General features: G+C 69.9%; 16 protein-coding genes. 15 read left to right on the top strand and 1 reads right to left on the bottom strand.

What is annotated here, in order from left to right; genetic code table 11:
• Positions 1 to 69 precede the first annotated feature (69 nt).
• The 5 genes from arc (at position 70) to prcA (ending at position 5,856) form a co-directional block, all read left to right on the top strand.
• Positions 70 to 1,836, top strand: coding sequence for a proteasome ATPase (arc, locus tag ACZ5Y0_RS17500; RefSeq protein ID WP_469129540.1), 1,767 nt, complete (start codon positions 70 to 72; stop codon positions 1,834 to 1,836).
• Positions 1,837 to 2,066: 230 nt separating this feature from the next.
• Entirely contained in the window at positions 2,067 to 3,578 is a 1,512-nt protein-coding gene (gene dop / locus ACZ5Y0_RS17495; RefSeq protein WP_469129539.1) for a depupylase/deamidase Dop, read from the top strand.
• A gap of 188 nt (positions 3,579 to 3,766) precedes the next feature.
• Positions 3,767 to 3,985, top strand: a complete 219-nt coding sequence (locus ACZ5Y0_RS17490; protein ID WP_019757212.1) for a ubiquitin-like protein Pup — start codon at positions 3,767 to 3,769, stop codon at positions 3,983 to 3,985.
• A 221-nt stretch (positions 3,986 to 4,206) separates the two neighbouring features.
• Positions 4,207 to 5,052 carry a proteasome subunit beta gene (prcB, locus tag ACZ5Y0_RS17485; RefSeq protein ID WP_467514987.1) on the top strand — a complete coding sequence of 282 codons (846 nt, stop codon included), beginning with the start codon at positions 4,207 to 4,209 and terminating at the stop codon, positions 5,050 to 5,052.
• Between the two features lie 57 nt (positions 5,053 to 5,109).
• On the top strand, positions 5,110 to 5,856 hold the full coding sequence (gene prcA, locus ACZ5Y0_RS17480; RefSeq protein WP_469129538.1) for a proteasome subunit alpha: 747 nt from the start codon (positions 5,110 to 5,112) through the stop codon (positions 5,854 to 5,856).
• Positions 5,857 to 5,912: 56 nt separating this feature from the next.
• Here the strand turns inward: prcA and ACZ5Y0_RS17475 are convergent, their stop codons facing one another.
• The gene (locus ACZ5Y0_RS17475; protein ID WP_469129537.1) at positions 5,913 to 6,926 is read right to left on the bottom strand and encodes a LacI family DNA-binding transcriptional regulator; all 1,014 of its coding nucleotides are present in this window, start codon (positions 6,924 to 6,926) and stop codon (positions 5,913 to 5,915) included.
• Between the two features lie 119 nt (positions 6,927 to 7,045).
• Here ACZ5Y0_RS17475 and ACZ5Y0_RS17470 point away from each other — a divergent pair, with 119 nt between their 5' ends.
• The 10 genes from ACZ5Y0_RS17470 to tatC all read left to right on the top strand — a co-directional run bounded on the left by ACZ5Y0_RS17470 (position 7,046) and on the right by tatC (position 15,515).
• Entirely contained in the window at positions 7,046 to 8,305 is a 1,260-nt protein-coding gene (locus ACZ5Y0_RS17470; protein ID WP_469129536.1) for an MFS transporter, read from the top strand.
• A 9-nt stretch (positions 8,306 to 8,314) separates the two neighbouring features.
• Positions 8,315 to 9,676, top strand: coding sequence for a Pup--protein ligase (pafA, locus tag ACZ5Y0_RS17465; RefSeq protein ID WP_020117715.1), 1,362 nt, complete (start codon positions 8,315 to 8,317; stop codon positions 9,674 to 9,676).
• Positions 9,677 to 9,807: 131 nt separating this feature from the next.
• Positions 9,808 to 10,815 carry an FKBP-type peptidyl-prolyl cis-trans isomerase gene (locus tag ACZ5Y0_RS17460; protein ID WP_469129535.1) on the top strand — a complete coding sequence of 336 codons (1,008 nt, stop codon included), beginning with the start codon at positions 9,808 to 9,810 and terminating at the stop codon, positions 10,813 to 10,815.
• Positions 10,816 to 10,875: 60 nt separating this feature from the next.
• Positions 10,876 to 11,247: an FKBP-type peptidyl-prolyl cis-trans isomerase gene (locus ACZ5Y0_RS17455; protein WP_073495330.1), complete on the top strand. Its 372-nt coding sequence runs from the start codon at positions 10,876 to 10,878 to the stop codon at positions 11,245 to 11,247.
• 130 nt (positions 11,248 to 11,377) lie between these two features.
• On the top strand, positions 11,378 to 12,355 hold the full coding sequence (locus ACZ5Y0_RS17450) for a helix-turn-helix transcriptional regulator (protein ID WP_469129534.1): 978 nt from the start codon (positions 11,378 to 11,380) through the stop codon (positions 12,353 to 12,355).
• 18 nt (positions 12,356 to 12,373) lie between these two features.
• Positions 12,374 to 13,471, top strand: a complete 1,098-nt coding sequence (locus tag ACZ5Y0_RS17445; RefSeq protein WP_469129533.1) for a helix-turn-helix transcriptional regulator — start codon at positions 12,374 to 12,376, stop codon at positions 13,469 to 13,471.
• Positions 13,468 to 13,761 carry a hypothetical protein gene (locus ACZ5Y0_RS17440; RefSeq protein ID WP_469129532.1) on the top strand — a complete coding sequence of 98 codons (294 nt, stop codon included), beginning with the start codon at positions 13,468 to 13,470 and terminating at the stop codon, positions 13,759 to 13,761. The genes ACZ5Y0_RS17445 and ACZ5Y0_RS17440 overlap by 4 nt, the downstream gene beginning before the upstream one ends.
• Positions 13,762 to 13,781: 20 nt before the next feature.
• Positions 13,782 to 13,976 carry a hypothetical protein gene (locus ACZ5Y0_RS17435; RefSeq protein WP_469129531.1) on the top strand — a complete coding sequence of 65 codons (195 nt, stop codon included), beginning with the start codon at positions 13,782 to 13,784 and terminating at the stop codon, positions 13,974 to 13,976.
• Between the two features lie 259 nt (positions 13,977 to 14,235).
• Positions 14,236 to 14,523, top strand: a complete 288-nt coding sequence (tatA, locus tag ACZ5Y0_RS17430) for a Sec-independent protein translocase subunit TatA (RefSeq protein WP_469129530.1) — start codon at positions 14,236 to 14,238, stop codon at positions 14,521 to 14,523.
• Positions 14,524 to 14,570: 47 nt separating this feature from the next.
• Entirely contained in the window at positions 14,571 to 15,515 is a 945-nt protein-coding gene (tatC, locus tag ACZ5Y0_RS17425) for a twin-arginine translocase subunit TatC (RefSeq protein ID WP_469129529.1), read from the top strand.
• Positions 15,516 to 15,618 lie beyond the last annotated feature (103 nt).

Genomic DNA, 15,618 nt, shown 5'->3' with positions numbered 1-15,618 from the left:
GGGTTTCAATCGACACCCACCCAGGTAGGGTCTGGAAGCGTCCAGCTCCCCTTGGAGGAGGTGAGGACCGTGGCAGCCCACGACGACGACATGAACCGCGGCATCCGCCCGGGACGAGGGTCCGACGACCCCGCCGGGCAGATTGCCTACCTTGAGCAGGAGATCGCCGTCCTGCGACGCAAGCTCGCCGACTCTCCGCGACACACGAGGATTCTCGAAGAGCGGATCGTCGAGCTGCAGACCAATCTGGCCGGCGTGTCCGCCCAGAACGAGAGACTGGCCAACACGCTCCGTGAGGCCCGCGACCAGATCGTGGCCCTCAAGGAGGAGGTCGACCGGCTCGCACAGCCGCCGGCCGGCTTCGGTGTCTTCCTTCAGGCGAACGAGGACGGCACCGCCGACATCTTCACCGGAGGCCGGAAACTCCGCGTGAACGTGAGCCCCAGCGTCGAGCTTGACGAGCTGCGACGCGGCCAGGAACTGATGCTCAACGAAGCGCTCAACGTGGTCGAGGCCATGGAGTACGAGAGCGTCGGCGACATCGTCACCCTCAAGGAGATCCTCGAGGACGGTGAGCGCGCCCTGGTGGTCGGGCACACCGACGAGGAGCGAGTGGTACGGCTCGCCGAGCCGCTGCTGGACGTCACCATCCGGCCCGGCGACGCCCTGCTGCTCGAACCCCGCTCCGGCTACGTCTACGAGGTCGTCCCCAAGAGCGAGGTCGAGGAACTCGTCCTCGAAGAGGTCCCCGACATCGGCTACGAGCAGATCGGCGGTCTCGGCGGCCAGATCGAGGCCATCCGCGACGCGGTCGAGCTGCCGTACCTCTACCCGGACCTGTTCAAGGAGCACGAGCTGCGGCCGCCCAAGGGCGTGCTGCTGTACGGGCCCCCCGGATGCGGCAAGACGCTGATCGCCAAGGCCGTCGCCAACTCGCTGGCCAAGAAGGTCGCCGAGGTGACCGGACAGGCCACCGGCAAGAGCTTCTTCCTCAACATCAAGGGTCCCGAGCTGCTGAACAAGTACGTCGGCGAGACCGAGCGGCAGATCCGCCTGGTCTTCCAGCGTGCTCGTGAGAAGGCCAGCGAGGGCACGCCCGTCATCGTCTTCTTCGACGAGATGGAGTCCCTGTTCCGCACCCGCGGTTCCGGTGTCAGCTCGGACGTGGAGAACACCATCGTCCCGCAGCTGCTCGCCGAGATCGACGGCGTGGAGGGCCTCCAGAACGTGGTCGTGATCGGTGCCTCCAACCGTGAGGACATGATCGACCCGGCCATCCTGCGACCCGGCCGGCTCGACGTGAAGATCAAGATCGAGCGTCCGGACGCCGAGGCGGCCAAGGACATCTTCGGCAAGTACCTCACCGAGCGTCTGCCGCTCCACTCGGACGACCTCGGCGAGCACGGCGACGACCGCACCATCACCGTCCAGAGCATGATCCAGACGGCAGTGGAACACATGTACGCCGAATCCGAGGAAAACCGTTTCCTGGAGGTCACCTACGCCAACGGCGACAAGGAAGTCCTGTACTTCAAGGACTTCAACTCCGGCGCCATGATCGAGAACATCGTGGGCCGGGCCAAGAAGATGGCGATCAAGGACTTCCTGGAGAAGGACCAGAAGGGCCTTCGCGTCTCCCATCTCCTCCAGGCCTGCGTGGACGAGTTCAAGGAGAACGAGGACCTGCCGAACACCACCAACCCGGACGACTGGGCCCGGATCTCCGGCAAGAAGGGCGAGCGGATCGTCTACATCCGCACCCTGATCACCGGAAAGCAGGGGTCCGACACCGGGCGCTCCATCGACACGGTGGCGAACACCGGACAGTACCTGTAGAAACAGGGCGGCTGCGGGTGCCCTTTTCGGGGTACCCGCAGCCGACTGCTTTTCGGGCCACGGCTGGAGCAGGCAATGACGCAAATGATCTCCCCACCAGCGCAGAGGCGTTCTAGGCTCTTGCGTACCGCCGGGCGCAGTGCGGGGACGGGCACCGCACACGCACCGGAGCACCCGCGGTACTTGAGCGGCGCCCACGACCGAGGGTGCCGCCGGGCAAGGAGGGCCGCATGACCGTACGGCGAGTAATGGGCATCGAGACGGAGTACGGGATCTCCGTCCCCGGTCACCCGAACGCCAATGCCATGCTCACCTCGTCCCAGATCGTCAACGCCTACGCGGCGGCGATGCACCGGGCCCGCCGGGCCCGCTGGGACTTCGAGGAGGAGAACCCGCTGCGGGACGCGCGGGGATTCGACCTCGCCCGTGAGGTCGCCGACTCCAGCCAGCTCACCGACGAGGACATCGGGCTCGCCAACGTGATCCTCACCAACGGCGCCCGTCTCTACGTCGACCACGCCCACCCCGAGTACAGCTCTCCCGAGGTCACCAGTCCGCGTGACGCCGTCCTGTGGGACAAGGCGGGCGAGCGGATCATGGCCGAAGCGGCCGAGCGGGCCGCGGCGCTCCCGGGCGCCCAGCCGATCCACCTCTACAAGAACAACACCGACAACAAGGGCGCCTCCTACGGCACGCACGAGAACTACCTGATGAAGCGGGAGACCGCCTTCTCGGACATCGTGCGCCACCTCACGCCCTTCTTCGTCTCCCGCCAGGTCTTCGCCGGCGCGGGCCGGGTCGGCATCGGTCAGGACGGCCACGAACACGGCTTCCAGCTCAGCCAGCGCGCGGACTACTTCGAGGTCGAGGTCGGGCTGGAGACGACGCTCAAGCGCCCGATCATCAACACCCGCGACGAGCCGCACGCCGACGCCGAGAAGTACCGCCGCCTCCACGTGATCATCGGCGACGCGAACCTCTCGGAGATCTCCACCTACCTCAAGCTCGGCACCACGGCCCTGGTGCTGTCGATGATCGAGGACGGCTTCATCGCCGTCGACCTGGCGGTGGACCAGCCCGTCCGCACCCTCCACCAGGTGTCGCACGACCCCACCCTCAAACGTCTGGTCACACTGCGCAGCGGCCGCACACTCACCGCGGTCCAGTTGCAGATGGAGTACTTCGAACTGTCGCGCAAGTACGTGGAGGAGCGTTACGGCGCCGACGCCGACGAGCAGACCAAGGACGTCCTGGCGCGCTGGGAGGACACCCTCACGCGCCTGGAGCACGACCCGATGAGCCTGGCCGGCGAGCTGGACTGGGTGGCCAAGCGCGAGCTGATGGAGGGCTACCGGCGCCGCGACAGCCTCGACTGGGACGCCGCCCGCCTCCACCTGGTCGACCTCCAGTACGCCGACGTACGGCCCGACAAGGGCCTGTACAACCGTCTGGTGGCCCGCGGGCGCGTGAAGCGGCTCCTGGACGAGGCGGAGGTGGAGCGGGCCGTGGGCAAGCCCCCGGAGGACACCCGCGCGTACTTCCGCGGCCGCTGTCTGGAGCAGTACGCCGACGACGTCGCGGCGGCCTCCTGGGACTCGGTGATCTTCGATCTGCCGGGCCGCGACAGCCTCCAGCGGGTTCCAACCCTGGAACCGCTTCGCGGAACGCGAAATCACGTCAAGGCGCTGCTGGACCGCTGCCGTACGGCGGAAGACCTGGTCAGGGTCTTGTCCGGCGGCTGAACGGGTACTCGGCCCGGCCCGGACGGCCGGGGTGGAAACCCCCGAGTCCGGGAATCATCGAGGTGGCTCCCGCACGTTGTGGCAACTGCGGGGCCGATGTCGGACCCGGCTTGTAGGGTCTGATCATCACCGATCGGCAGGATGCCGACCTGTCGACCATGTCGGGCGAACTGAGCGGGGTGACGGTTATGGCGACCAAGGACACCGGCGGCGGCCAGCAGAAGGCGACGCGCTCCACCGAGGAGGTCGAGGAGCAGGCGGCGGAGACGCAGGCTTCGGAGGACCTCAAGGAGCGTCAGGAGAAGCTGAGCGACGACGTGGACTCGGTTCTCGACGAGATCGACGACGTGCTCGAGGAGAACGCGGAGGACTTCGTCCGCTCCTTCGTGCAAAAGGGCGGGCAGTAGGCCGTCCCTGCCTTCGAACGGAAGGTTCAAGGGTGCGGGGTGTGAGCCGCCCGGTGGGCCCGCCACCTGTCGCGGGCCCACCGGTCCCCGCGCTCCCACGGGGTGGCGCGTGATCCGTCGGAAGCGTTCCACGCGACATGTGGATCACCGCCGCGAGCCGGGTAAGGTCCCTGGCATACCGATGCTTCACCTGTGAATTCGGCCTATCCGGAAGGAACCTCGTGGAAGCCAACTCCCTTGGCATCGGGCGTCTGCCAGCAGCCTTCCTGACGCCCGGGTCCTCCTCGTTCATGGACTTCCTGTCGGACCACCAGCCGGAGCTGCTGCCCGGCAACCGGCAGCTTCCTCCCATGCAGGGCGTGATCGAGGCGCCGCACGGCACGACGATCGTGGCCGTGACCTTCCCCGGCGGCGTGGTGCTCGCCGGTGACCGCCGCGCCACCATGGGCAACGTCATCGCACAGCGCGACATCGAGAAGGTCTTCCCCGCCGACGAGTACTCGGCCGTCGGCATCGCCGGCACCGCCGGCCTGGCCGTCGAGATGGTCAAGCTCTTCCAACTGGAGCTGGAGCACTTCGAGAAGGTCGAGGGCGCCCAGCTGTCGCTGGAGGGCAAGGCGAACCGGCTGTCGACGATGATCCGTTCCAACCTCGGCATGGCCATGCAGGGCCTGGCCGTCGTCCCGCTCTTCGCCGGGTTCGACGTGGACCGCGGCAAGGGCCGGATCTTCTCCTACGACGTCACCGGCGGCCGCTCGGAGGAGCACAACTTCGCGGCGACCGGCTCGGGCTCGGTCTTCGCGCGCGGAGCCATGAAGAAGCTCTACCGCCGCGACCTGAGCGAGGAGGACGCCACGACGCTCGTGGTCCAGGCGCTCTACGACGCGGCAGACGACGACTCGGCGACCGGCGGTCCCGATGTCGCCCGCCGGATCTACCCCATCGTCACCGTGATCACCGACGACGGCTTCCGCCGGCTCACCGACGACGAGTCCTCCGAGATCGCCCGCTCGGTGCTGGCGCGCCGTCTCGAGCAGCCGGACGGTCCGCGGGCCGCGCTGCTGTAGCCGGCCGCCCCCCGGCAAGGTGATCGAGTGACTTCCACAGAAAGGGACGGATAACCGGTGTCGACGCCGTTCTATGTCTCACCCCAGCAGGCGATGGCCGACCGCGCGGAGTACGCGCGCAAGGGCATCGCCCGTGGCCGCAGCCTGGTCGTGCTCCAGTACGCCGACGGCATCGTGTTCGTCGGCGAGAACCCGTCCCGCGCGCTGCACAAGTTCAGCGAGATCTACGACCGGATCGGCTTCGCCGCGGCCGGCAAGTACAACGAGTACGAGAACCTCCGCATCGGCGGCGTGCGCTACGCGGACCTGCGCGGCTACACCTACGACCGGGACGACGTGACCGCCCGCGGTCTCGCCAACGTGTACGCCCAGACGCTCGGCACCATCTTCTCCTCGGCGGGCGAGAAGCCGTACGAGGTGGAGCTGGTCGTGGCGGAGGTCGGTGAGACGCCGGAGGGCGACCAGATCTACCGGCTGCCGCACGACGGGTCGATCGTGGACGAGCACGGCTCGGTCGCGGTCGGCGGCAACGCCGAACAGATCAGCAGCTACCTGGACCAGCGCCACCAGGACGGCATGAGTCTCGCCGAGGCCCTCAAGCTCGCCGTCCAGGCCCTGTCCCGCGACACCAACGGCACGCAGCGGGAGATCCCCGCCGAGCGCCTGGAGGTCGCGGTGCTGGACCGTACGCGCCCGCAGTCGCGCAAGTTCAAGCGGATCGTCGGCGGGCAGCTGGGGCGGCTGCTGGAGGCCGGCGGAGCGTCGACCGAGGCGGAGAGCGCCGAGGAACCCGACGAGAAGTAGCCCGACCCGCCCCGCCTGTGCCCCGGCCGGTTCCACGGCGGGGCACAGCTGTCCTCTCAGGCCCTGGGCGGGGCCGTGGAGCCCCGCACGACCAGCTCGACCGGAATCTCCCCGGCCTCGGGGGTACGGCCGTCCAGGACCGCCAGCAGGGCCCTCATGCCCCGCTCCCCGAAGAGTTCGGCGTCCAGCCGCACGGTCGTCAGCTCGGGGTCGAGCGCGGCGGCCAGCGCGATGTCGTCCACGCCGGTGACGGAGACGTCGTCGGGAATCCGCAGCCCGCGGCGCCGTACGGCCTTGTAGACGCCGGCGGCGAGCTTGTCGTCGTCGCAGACGACGGCGGTGGGACGGGGGCCGGGGGCCTCCAGTGCGGTCTCCGTGGCCGTGAGGGCGCCCTGGATGGTCATCGGGGTGGGGGCGGTCCGCAGGGAGGTGCCGGGCACGGCGCCCAGGCGCGCGGCAAGCTCCCGCGCGCGTACTTCGAAGGTCCAGGACGGCACGTCGGACGCCAGGTGCAGGAAGTGCCGGTGGCCGAGGCCCAGCAGGTGCTCGGCGACCCGGCGGGCGCCGTCGGCGATGTCCAGGTTGACCGTGGCCGCCCCGAGACTGCCGTCGGGGTCGCTGTCGAGCATGACGAGGGGCAGCTGGTCGCCGCGGATGGCGGTCAGGGCGTCGGCGGCCATGGAGGAGGCCAGCACGCCGTCCAGGGCGGCCGGGGCGGAGGCGAAGGGGTCCGGGGCGGGGCCGATGCCCTCGGGGGAGGGGTACAGCACCACGCCGAAGCCGTGGGCGGCGGCGAGCCGGGCCGCGCCCGTGTAGACGCCGGCGAAGAACTCCGTGGTCAGCTCCGGGACCACGAGCAGGATCGTGCGGGTGCGGCCCAGGCGCAGGTTGCGGGCCGCCAGGTTGGGCCGGTAGCCGAGGTCCCGCGCGGTCCGGCGTACCCGTTCCGCCGTGGCCTCGGAGACCCGGCCGCGCCACTTGTCGCCGAGCACCAGCGAGACGGCGGCCTGGGACACCCCCGCGGCCCGGGCGACGTCGCGACTCGTCGGGCGCGTGCTACCTGGTGCCACCGTGGGCCTGCTCTTTCGTCTGGACGCGTGAACAGCGCACATGGTACGTATGACCGAGACACGTTATACGTAAAACCTGAGCGGCTCCGGCCGCCTCGGGTGAGCCGACGGAGGCGGACATGACCGCGGGATACCTGGAGATCCTCAGGGCGCGACACGCGGCCCGGCTCCTCGTCGGCACCCTCGTGGGACGGCTGCCCAACGCCACGGGCGCCATCGCGATCGTGCTGTTCGTGCGCGCCGAGGGCGGCAGCTACACCCTCGCGGGCGCGCTGGCGGCCGTGTACGGGGTCGCCAACGCCGTCGGTCAGCCCCTGCTCGGCCGCCTCGTGGACCTGCGCGGCCAGCCCCGCGTGCAGTTGCCCGCCGCGCTCGCCGCGGCCCTCGCCATGGGCGTCTTCGCCTTCACGGGCATCGCCCCGCTCCCGCTCGCCTACGTCGCCGTCGCGGCCGCCGGGCTGTTCACCCCGCCGCTGGAAGGCGGCCTGCGGGCGCTGTGGCCGTCGGTGCTGCGCCGGGAGGACCAGGTGCACACCGCGTACGCCATGGACGCGGTGGCCCAGGAGGTGATGTTCACCGTCGGACCGCTGCTGGTGACTCTGTGCACCTCGCTCTGGTCGGCGCAGGCCGCACTGCTGATCCTGAACGCGCTAGGCGTGCTCGGCGCGCTGACCGTGGTGATCTCACCGCCCTCGCGCGCGTGGCGGTCCGCCCCGCGCGAGGCGCACTGGCTCGGTGCCCTGCGCTCGCCCGGCCTGCTCGTGCTGCTCGGCGCCTTCCTGTTCGTCGGCATCGCCCTCGGCTCCATCACGGTGGCCTCCGTGCCGTACGCCGACGACCACGGCGGTGACGTGGTGTACGGCTGGCTCATGGCCGCCCTGGGGCTCGGCGCGCTCGTCGGCGGGGTGGCGTACGGGGCGCGACGGTGGGTGGGCGTGCCGGAGCGGCGACTGCGGGTCCTCGTGGCGTTCCTCGCGGTGTGTTACCTGCCGCTCACGCTGATGCCGGGAGCGGTCGCCATGGTGGCGCTCACCGCGCTCGCCGGGGTGTTCCTGGCGCCCGCTCTCGCCTGCGCCTTCGTCCTCATCGACCGGCACGCGCCGCGCGGCACGGTCACCGAGGCGTTCTCCTGGCTGGTGACCACCTTCACGGTCGGCCACTCGCTCGGGACTGCGGTCGCGGGTCCGGTCGTCGAGGCGGGGGGCGCCCAGTGGGGTTTCGCCGTACCGAGTGCGGCGGGCGCCGTGGCCCTGGTGGTTTTGCTGGCCACCGGGCGGGTAATGGCGGTTCCCGCCGGAAGCGGGGTTGTTGCGGCTTCATCGGAAAATGATCCGAACCGTGCGGCCGAACCCCGTTTCAGTTCAGGGGATCGGGCGTAATGTTCACTCATGGACCGCCGCATTTTCGGGCTGGAGAACGAGTACGGCGTCACGTGCACGTTCAGGGGACAGCGCCGCCTGTCGCCTGACGAGGTGGCGCGGTACCTCTTCCGCCGTGTCGTGTCATGGGGCCGAAGCAGCAATGTCTTTCTGCGGAACGGCGCCCGCCTCTATCTCGACGTGGGATCGCATCCGGAATACGCGACACCCGAATGTGACAACGTGACCGAACTGGTCACCCACGACAAGGCCGGCGAGCGCATTCTCGAAGGACTCCTGGTGGACGCGGAGCGACGCCTGCACGAGGAAGGAATCGCGGGCGACGTCTACCTCTTCAAGAACAACACCGACTCGGCGGGCAACTCCTACGGTTGCCACGAGAACTACCTGGTGGCCCGGCACGGGGAGTTCTCCCGGCTCGCGGACATCCTCATCCCCTTCCTGGTGACCCGGCAGCTGCTGTGCGGCGCCGGCAAGGTGCTCCAGACGCCCCGCGGGGCCGTCTACTGCGTCAGTCAGCGGGCCGAGCACATCTGGGAGGGCGTCTCCTCGGCGACCACCCGCTCGCGCCCCATCATCAACACCCGCGACGAACCGCACGCCGATGCCGAGCGCTACCGCCGGCTGCACGTCATCGTGGGCGACTCGAACATGTCCGAGACGACCATGCTGCTCAAGGTCGGCGCCACCGACCTGGTGCTGCGCATGATCGAGGCGGGCACCGTGATGCGCGACCTCACCCTGGAGAACCCGATCCGGGCGATCCGCGAGGTCAGCCACGACATCACCGGCCGACGCAAGGTGCGCCTGGCCAGCGGCCGTGAGGCCTCCGCGCTGGAGGTGCAGCGGGAGTACTACGAGAAGGCCGTGGACTTCGTCGAGCGGCGCGGCATCCGCACCGGCACCGTCGACCAGGTCCTGGAGCTGTGGGGCCGCACGCTGGACGCGATCGAGGCCGAGGACCTCGACCGCATCGGCACCGAGATCGACTGGGTCATGAAGTACAAGCTCATCGAGCGGTACCGGGCCAAGCACAACATGACCATGTCGCACCCGCGCGTGGCGCAGATAGACCTCGCGTACCACGACATCCACCGCCGGCGTGGTCTCTACTACCTGCTGGAGCGCAAGGGACAAGCCGCCCGGATCTGCAACGACTTGAAGATCTTCGAAGGCAAGTCGGTTCCCCCGCAGACCACTCGGGCGCGGCTGCGCGGCGATTTCATCCGCCGCGCCCAGGAACAGCGGCGGGACTTCACCGTCGACTGGGTTCACCTCAAGCTCAACGACCAGGCGCAGCGCACCGTGTTGTGCAAGGACCCGTTCCGTTCGGTGGACGACCGGGTGGAGAAGCTGATCGCCGGAATGTGACCGGGCAACGCGTTCCCCGGTTATGGCGGAACGCAACACGGGCGCCGTACGTTCCCCGTACGGCGCCCTTCTCACGTCGTAGAGTTGCGCGCACGCCATCAGCAAGATCAACCGATTACGAGGCCCCCACCGTGCGCCGACGCTCACTCATTCTCGCCGCCGTCCCCGCAGGACTGGTCACACTCGCCGGATGCGGGGACGACAAGTCCGACTCGTCGAGCAAGGTGGACAGCAGCGCGTCGCCCTCCGCCTCGGCCCCCTCCGCCGCGCCTGCTCCCAAGATCGTCGACGGGCCGCTGCCGGCCATCACCGCGGGCACGAAGTTCGGGGAGAAGCCCACCGTCGCCAAGGGCAGTGGCGAGCCCTCCGACCAGCTCGCCGTCAGGACGGTCATCGCGGGCGGCGGTCGGACCGTCGCGGAGGGCGACTACATCCAGGCCCACTACCTCGGCCAGGTCTGGAACACCGGCAAGGTCCTCGACAACTCCTACGAGCGCAAGTCGCCCCTGCTCACCCAGATCGCGCAGGGCAGCACCATGGAGGGCTGGCGCTACGCCCTCACCGGCAAGAAGGCCGGCAGCCGAGTGGAGTTCGCCGTCCCGCCCACCTGGGGCTTCGGCAAGGGGGGCAACGCGGAGGCGGGCGTCAAGGGCACCGACACTCTGGTGTTCGTGTTCGACATCCAGGACACCTTCAACGCCAGGAGTTCGGCCAAGGGCAAGGACGTCCCCCAGGACGACGCCGCCCTGCCGACCGTGGGGACCAACACCGACGGCAAGGCGCCCTCCGTCGAGATCCCCAAGACCGATCCGCCGAAGAAGCTCGTGGCGAACTACGTCATCGAGGGCGACGGCGAGGTGGTCGCGGCCGACAACACCGTCCTCGTGCAGTACAAGGGCGTCATCTGGGACACCGGCAAGGAGTTCGACTCGACGTACAAGCGGTCCGCGCTGACCTCGTTCTCCCTCCAGCAGGTCGTCAAGGGCTGGGGACAGGGACTCACCGGCAAGAAGGTCGGCAGCCGCGTCGTCATCGTCATCCCGCCCGCCCTGGGATACGGCGACCAGCCCCCGGCCGGCAGCGGCATCGAGAAGGACTCCACGATGGTCTTCACGGTGGACATCCTCGCGAAGATGTGACGCCGCCGTGATGTAAGACTGTGTCTGTTGCCTTTCCGCGAACAAGCAGGAGCGTAAGACGTGAGCATCGAGAAGCCCGAGATCGACTTCCCGGGCGGCGAGCCCCCGGCGGACCTCGAGATCAAGGACATCTGGGAGGGCGACGGTGAGGTGGCGCAGGCGGGCCAGACCGTCTCAGTGCACTACGTCGGTGTCGCCTTCAGCACCGGCGAGGAGTTCGACGCCAGCTGGAACCGCGGCACCCCGTTCCGCTTCCCGCTGGGCGGCGGCCGGGTCATCAAGGGCTGGGACCAGGGCGTGCAGGGCATGAAGGTCGGCGGCCGTCGCCAGCTGACCATCCCGGCCCACCTCGCCTACGGCAACCAGAGCCCGACCCCGGCGATCAAGCCGGGCGAGACGCTGATCTTCGTGGTCGACCTGCTCGGGGTCTGATCGTCGTACGACCGGTCTCGATCAGCCGGGGCCCATGCCTGTCCGGGCATGGGCCTTCGGCTTTTGCCCGGACGCCGCGGAGCGGTACGGTCATCCGTCGGAAGCACCACAGGGAAGGCGAAGGGCGTCGATGGCCATTGCCAAGGCAGAGCGGCTGATGAACCTGGCGCTGTGTCTGCTCGGGACGCGACGACCGCTCAGCAAGCGCGAGCTGCGTGACTCCATCGAGGCCTATGTCGAGGCGTTCGGTCCGGGCAGGGGCGCGGCCGGCTCGGACGACTCCTTCAACCGCATGTTCGAGCGGGACAAGGACGACCTGCGTGAGCTGGGCCTCGTCATCGAGACCGTCGAGAGTCTGGACGGCGAGATCGGCTACCTCGCCCGCCGTGACAGCAACCGCCTGCCGGCCATCACCCTCGACGCCGAGGAGGCCGCGGCCCTGGGGCTGGCCGCCAAGGTGTGGCAGCAGGCCAGGCTCGCCGGCGCGGCCAGTGGTGCCCTTCAGAAACTGCGCGCGGCCGGACTGCCCGAGGACGTCGACCCGTACGAGCCGCACAGCGCCCTGGAACCACGCATCCCCGTGCACGAGGCCGCGTTCGAGCCCCTGATGCTGGCCTGCCGCGATCGCCGGCCCGTCGTCTTCGACTACCGCAAGGCCACCGCCGCCCGCCCCGAGGCCCGGCACGTCGAGCCGTGGGCCCTGGAGTGCTGGCGCGGCCACTGGTACCTCGCCGGCTGGGACCGCGACCGGGGCGCCGAGCGCGTCTTCAGGCTGTCCCGGATCACCGGCAAGGTGCGCTCGCGCGGTACGGCGTTCACGGCGCCCGTGCCCGATGTCGTCACCGTCCGTGAGACCGTCGCCGGCTGGGCGGGGGAGACCGCGGACCGCAGCGCGCTGATCCGGTTGCGCGGCGGCTGCGGGTACCCCTTGCGGGCGAGGGCCACGGCCGTGCGGGAACTGGGCGACGGCTGGGACGAGTTGCAGATTCCGTACGGACACGGGCTGGACGCCTGGCTGGTGGAATTCGGGCCGGACGTGGTGGTGCTGGAGCCCGCGGAGCTGCGGGCCGACGTGGTGGACCGGCTGCGCGCCGTGGCCAAGGGCTGAGGGGGAGCGAGCAACACAGTGGCAGGCAAACCGGTCAGGCCGGCGAACGCGATCGACCAGACCCGGCGGATGCTCTCCCTGGTGACGTATCTGCGGGAGCGCCCCGGAGCGCGCATCGAGGACGTGGCGCGCGCCTTCGGGATCACCGAGGACGAGCTGGTCTCCGACCTCGACGTGCTGCCCATGTGCGGCACCAGCTTCCGCGGCGGCGACCTGCTCGACATCGACACCGACGGCGAGCGGATCTGGTGGCACAACCCGGCCGCCCTCGGCGCGGACGCCGCCGAGCCGCTGCGGCTGGCCGCCGACGAGGCGACCGCGCTGCTGGTGGCCGCCCGCGCGGTGGCGACCCTGCCTGGCCTGCGCGAGAGCGACCGCCAGGCACTGCTGCGCGCCACCGCCAAGGTGGAGACCGCGGCCGGGGAGGCGGCGGGCGCCAGTTCCCGCCTGTCGGTGACCTTCGAGTCCGAGGGCGGCGTCTTCGCCGACGTCGACCGGGCGATCTCCGAGCGCCGCCGGCTGTGGATCCGCTACTACTCGCCCGCCCGCGACGAGGTCACCGAGCGCGAGATCGACCCCATCCGCCTCGTCAGCGTCGGGCACACCTACGTGGAGGCCTGGTGCCGCCGCTCCGAGGCGCGCCGCACCTTCCGCCTCGACCGGGTCGCCGAGATCAGGATCCTCGACGAGCCCGCCGCGCCGCCCGAGGTCGAACTGCGGGATCTGTCGGAAGGCCTGGTCCAGCCCGCCGCCGAGGACCCGGAGGTCGTCGTCGAGGTGGGACCCGGCGGGCGCTGGGTCGCCGAGTACTACCCGCACGACAGCGCCGAGGAACTTCCGGACGGCGGCTTGCGCATCACCCTGCGCACGCCCGAGCCGGCCTCGCTGCGGCGACTGGCCCTGCGGCTCGGCCGCGACGGCCGCATCGTCTCGCCGAAGGATCTCGCCGACAGCGCCCGCCGCGCCGCCCGCGAGGCACTGGCCGCGTACGACGGGGTGGAGGCCGAGGGCGCCGGGGGTTACGGCAGGGCGCCGGACCCCGCCGGCGGGCGGGGCGGTGCGGAGCGTGCCGAGCAGGTGCGGGGGCTTGTCGACGGGCGGGAGCGGCAGCTGTGAGCGAGTCGGCGACGACCTCCGGGGCGCGGGGCATCTCGGTGGCCTCGGCGTTCGCGGGGATGAGGAACGTGGCCCCGGTGGTCTTCAGGGCCGGGTGCCCGGACTGCCGCGGCCGGTTCGAACTCGCCGCCGGGGCGCTGCGCCTGGCCATCGGTGCCTCCAGCCGCACCACGTTCTACTCCTTCACCTGTCCCGACTGCGGCGCCGCCGTGCGCAAGCCGGCCGGTGAGCGGGTCGTCGAGCTGCTCACCGGGGGCGGGGTCAGGACCCTGCGGCTGCACACGCCGTAGAAAGGTCTAGGCTCGGCGTCATGTTCTGGCCGATGTTCGCGGTAGCCGCGGGTTTTCTGGGTCTCGCCGTCCTCGGGGCGTTCGCCGTCCGGGTCTTCCTGGAGGCGCAGCGCCTCGGCCGGCAGGTCTCGGATTCCGCGCACCGCATCAACCGGGCCGCCGAGGAGCTGGAGCGGGCGTCCCTGAGCGCGGCCCGGGCCGTGGACACCCTGTGAACACCGCCGGGGCCGTCCTGTGAGTCCCGAGGAATGCGCTTTGGGTCACTTCGCCCTCCCGTCGCGGTGGTTCGGACAGGTACGCTGCTGGTCGCGGTCCGGAGAACGAGGCCCGGAACGCGGACCGGGAGTACGCACGGGGATTGCCTCACGTTTACCCCTGAGCGTTACGATCGCTGTCAGCACGATCGTTCGGACTGCTGTCCGGCCGGTCGGACAGCAGTCCCACCCAGCCGCCTCGGTGAGAAGGTAAAGACTTATGTTCGGAAGGCTCGGCGCCCCCGAGATCATTCTCATCCTCGTCGTCATCATCCTGCTGTTCGGCGCGAAGAAGCTTCCGGACATGGCGCGCTCGCTCGGCAAGTCCGCTCGCATCCTCAAGAGCGAGGCGAAGGCCATGAAGGACGAGGGCAACAGCACGGCCACCCCGGCCGGCCCGCCCAACGACGGCGAGCAGCCCCCCGCTCAGCGCACCATCCAGGCCTCCCCCGGCGACGTGACCAGCTCGCGCCCGGTCAGTGAGCCCACGGATTCGACCAAGCGCTGACGCAGGGCCGGTGACCTCCGGCCCGCCGCACGAGATGGGAACGTGGGTTGCTCAAGTCTGCCCGCAAGAAGGAGAAGGACCCAGAGGGGCGGATGCCCCTCGCGGAGCACCTTCGTGAGCTGCGCAACCGGCTCGCGAAGGCATTGCTGGCCATCGTCGTCGTGACGATCGTCGCCGCCTTCTTCTACAAGGACATCATCGAGTTCTTCACGAACCCGATCCTGACCGCGGTGGGGTGCGATTCCACCTTCTCGGAGCTGGCGCAACAGCGCAGCGGCAACTGCGCCCGCATCGTTCTGAACGGTCTGCTCACCCCGTTCACGCTCGCCCTGAAGGTCTCCCTGATGGCGGGTGTGATCTTCGCGTCGCCGGTCTGGCTCTACCAGTTGTGGGGTTTCGTCGCCCCGGGCCTGCACAAGCACGAGCGCAAGTACGCCTACGCGTTCGTCGGCACCGGCGTACCGCTGTTCATCGGCGGCGCCTTCTTCGCGTACAAGACGCTGCCGACGATGGCCAAGGTGCTCCTCGAGTTCTCACCGGCGGATCTGGACAACCAGCTGCCGTTGGACGACCTGCTCGACCTCATCGTCCGCATGGTGCTCGTCTTCGGTCTCTCCTTCGAGCTGCCGCTGCTGCTGATCATGCTCAACCTGACCGGTGTCCTGACCGGCCGGCGCATGATGAGCTGGTGGCGCGGCATGATCATGGGCATCACCGTCTTCGCTGCCGTGGCCACGCCCAGCACCGACCCGCTGACCATGCTGGCGCTCGCCGGGCCGATCTGGATCCTCTACTTCTTCGCGACCGCGTTCTCCCTGCTGAACGACCGCCGCAGGCGCCGCCGGGACGCCCTGGGTCCCGCCGACGACGAGGCCTCACAACTGGATCTCACCCCCGAGTACATCGGCGAGGTCGAGCCGGTGGCCCCGAGCCGGGCGCTGCCCGGGCAGACGAGCACGGAGCGGGTCAACGGCTACGACGACGTGACCTGAGCACCGGGACGAACCCGTGCCGGGGGGGGGGGGGGGGGGGGGGGGGGGGGGGGGGAGGGAGGGGGGGGGGGGGGGGGGAGGAGGGGGGGGGTGAGGGGGGGAG

It is taken from the genome of Streptomyces sp. NPDC033216, assembly GCF_055577115.1.
Note: the sequence above shows the minus strand (reverse complement) of the source record. Positions and strands in the feature narration are given on the sequence as shown.

What these genes read in the sequence shown, in the direction of transcription:
- dop (WP_469129539.1), top strand. Translation starts at nt 2,067, where the DNA reads ATGACCGTACGGCGAGTAATGGGCATCGAGACGGAGTACGGGATCTCC.
- ACZ5Y0_RS17490 (WP_019757212.1), top strand. Translation starts at nt 3,767, where the DNA reads ATGGCGACCAAGGACACCGGCGGCGGCCAGCAGAAGGCGACGCGCTCC.
- ACZ5Y0_RS17470 (WP_469129536.1), top strand. Translation starts at nt 7,046, where the DNA reads ATGACCGCGGGATACCTGGAGATCCTCAGGGCGCGACACGCGGCCCGG.
- pafA (WP_020117715.1), top strand. Translation starts at nt 8,315, where the DNA reads ATGGACCGCCGCATTTTCGGGCTGGAGAACGAGTACGGCGTCACGTGC.
- ACZ5Y0_RS17450 (WP_469129534.1), top strand. Translation starts at nt 11,378, where the DNA reads ATGGCCATTGCCAAGGCAGAGCGGCTGATGAACCTGGCGCTGTGTCTG.
- ACZ5Y0_RS17435 (WP_469129531.1), top strand. Translation starts at nt 13,782, where the DNA reads ATGTTCTGGCCGATGTTCGCGGTAGCCGCGGGTTTTCTGGGTCTCGCC.
- tatA (WP_469129530.1), top strand. Translation starts at nt 14,236, where the DNA reads ATGTTCGGAAGGCTCGGCGCCCCCGAGATCATTCTCATCCTCGTCGTC.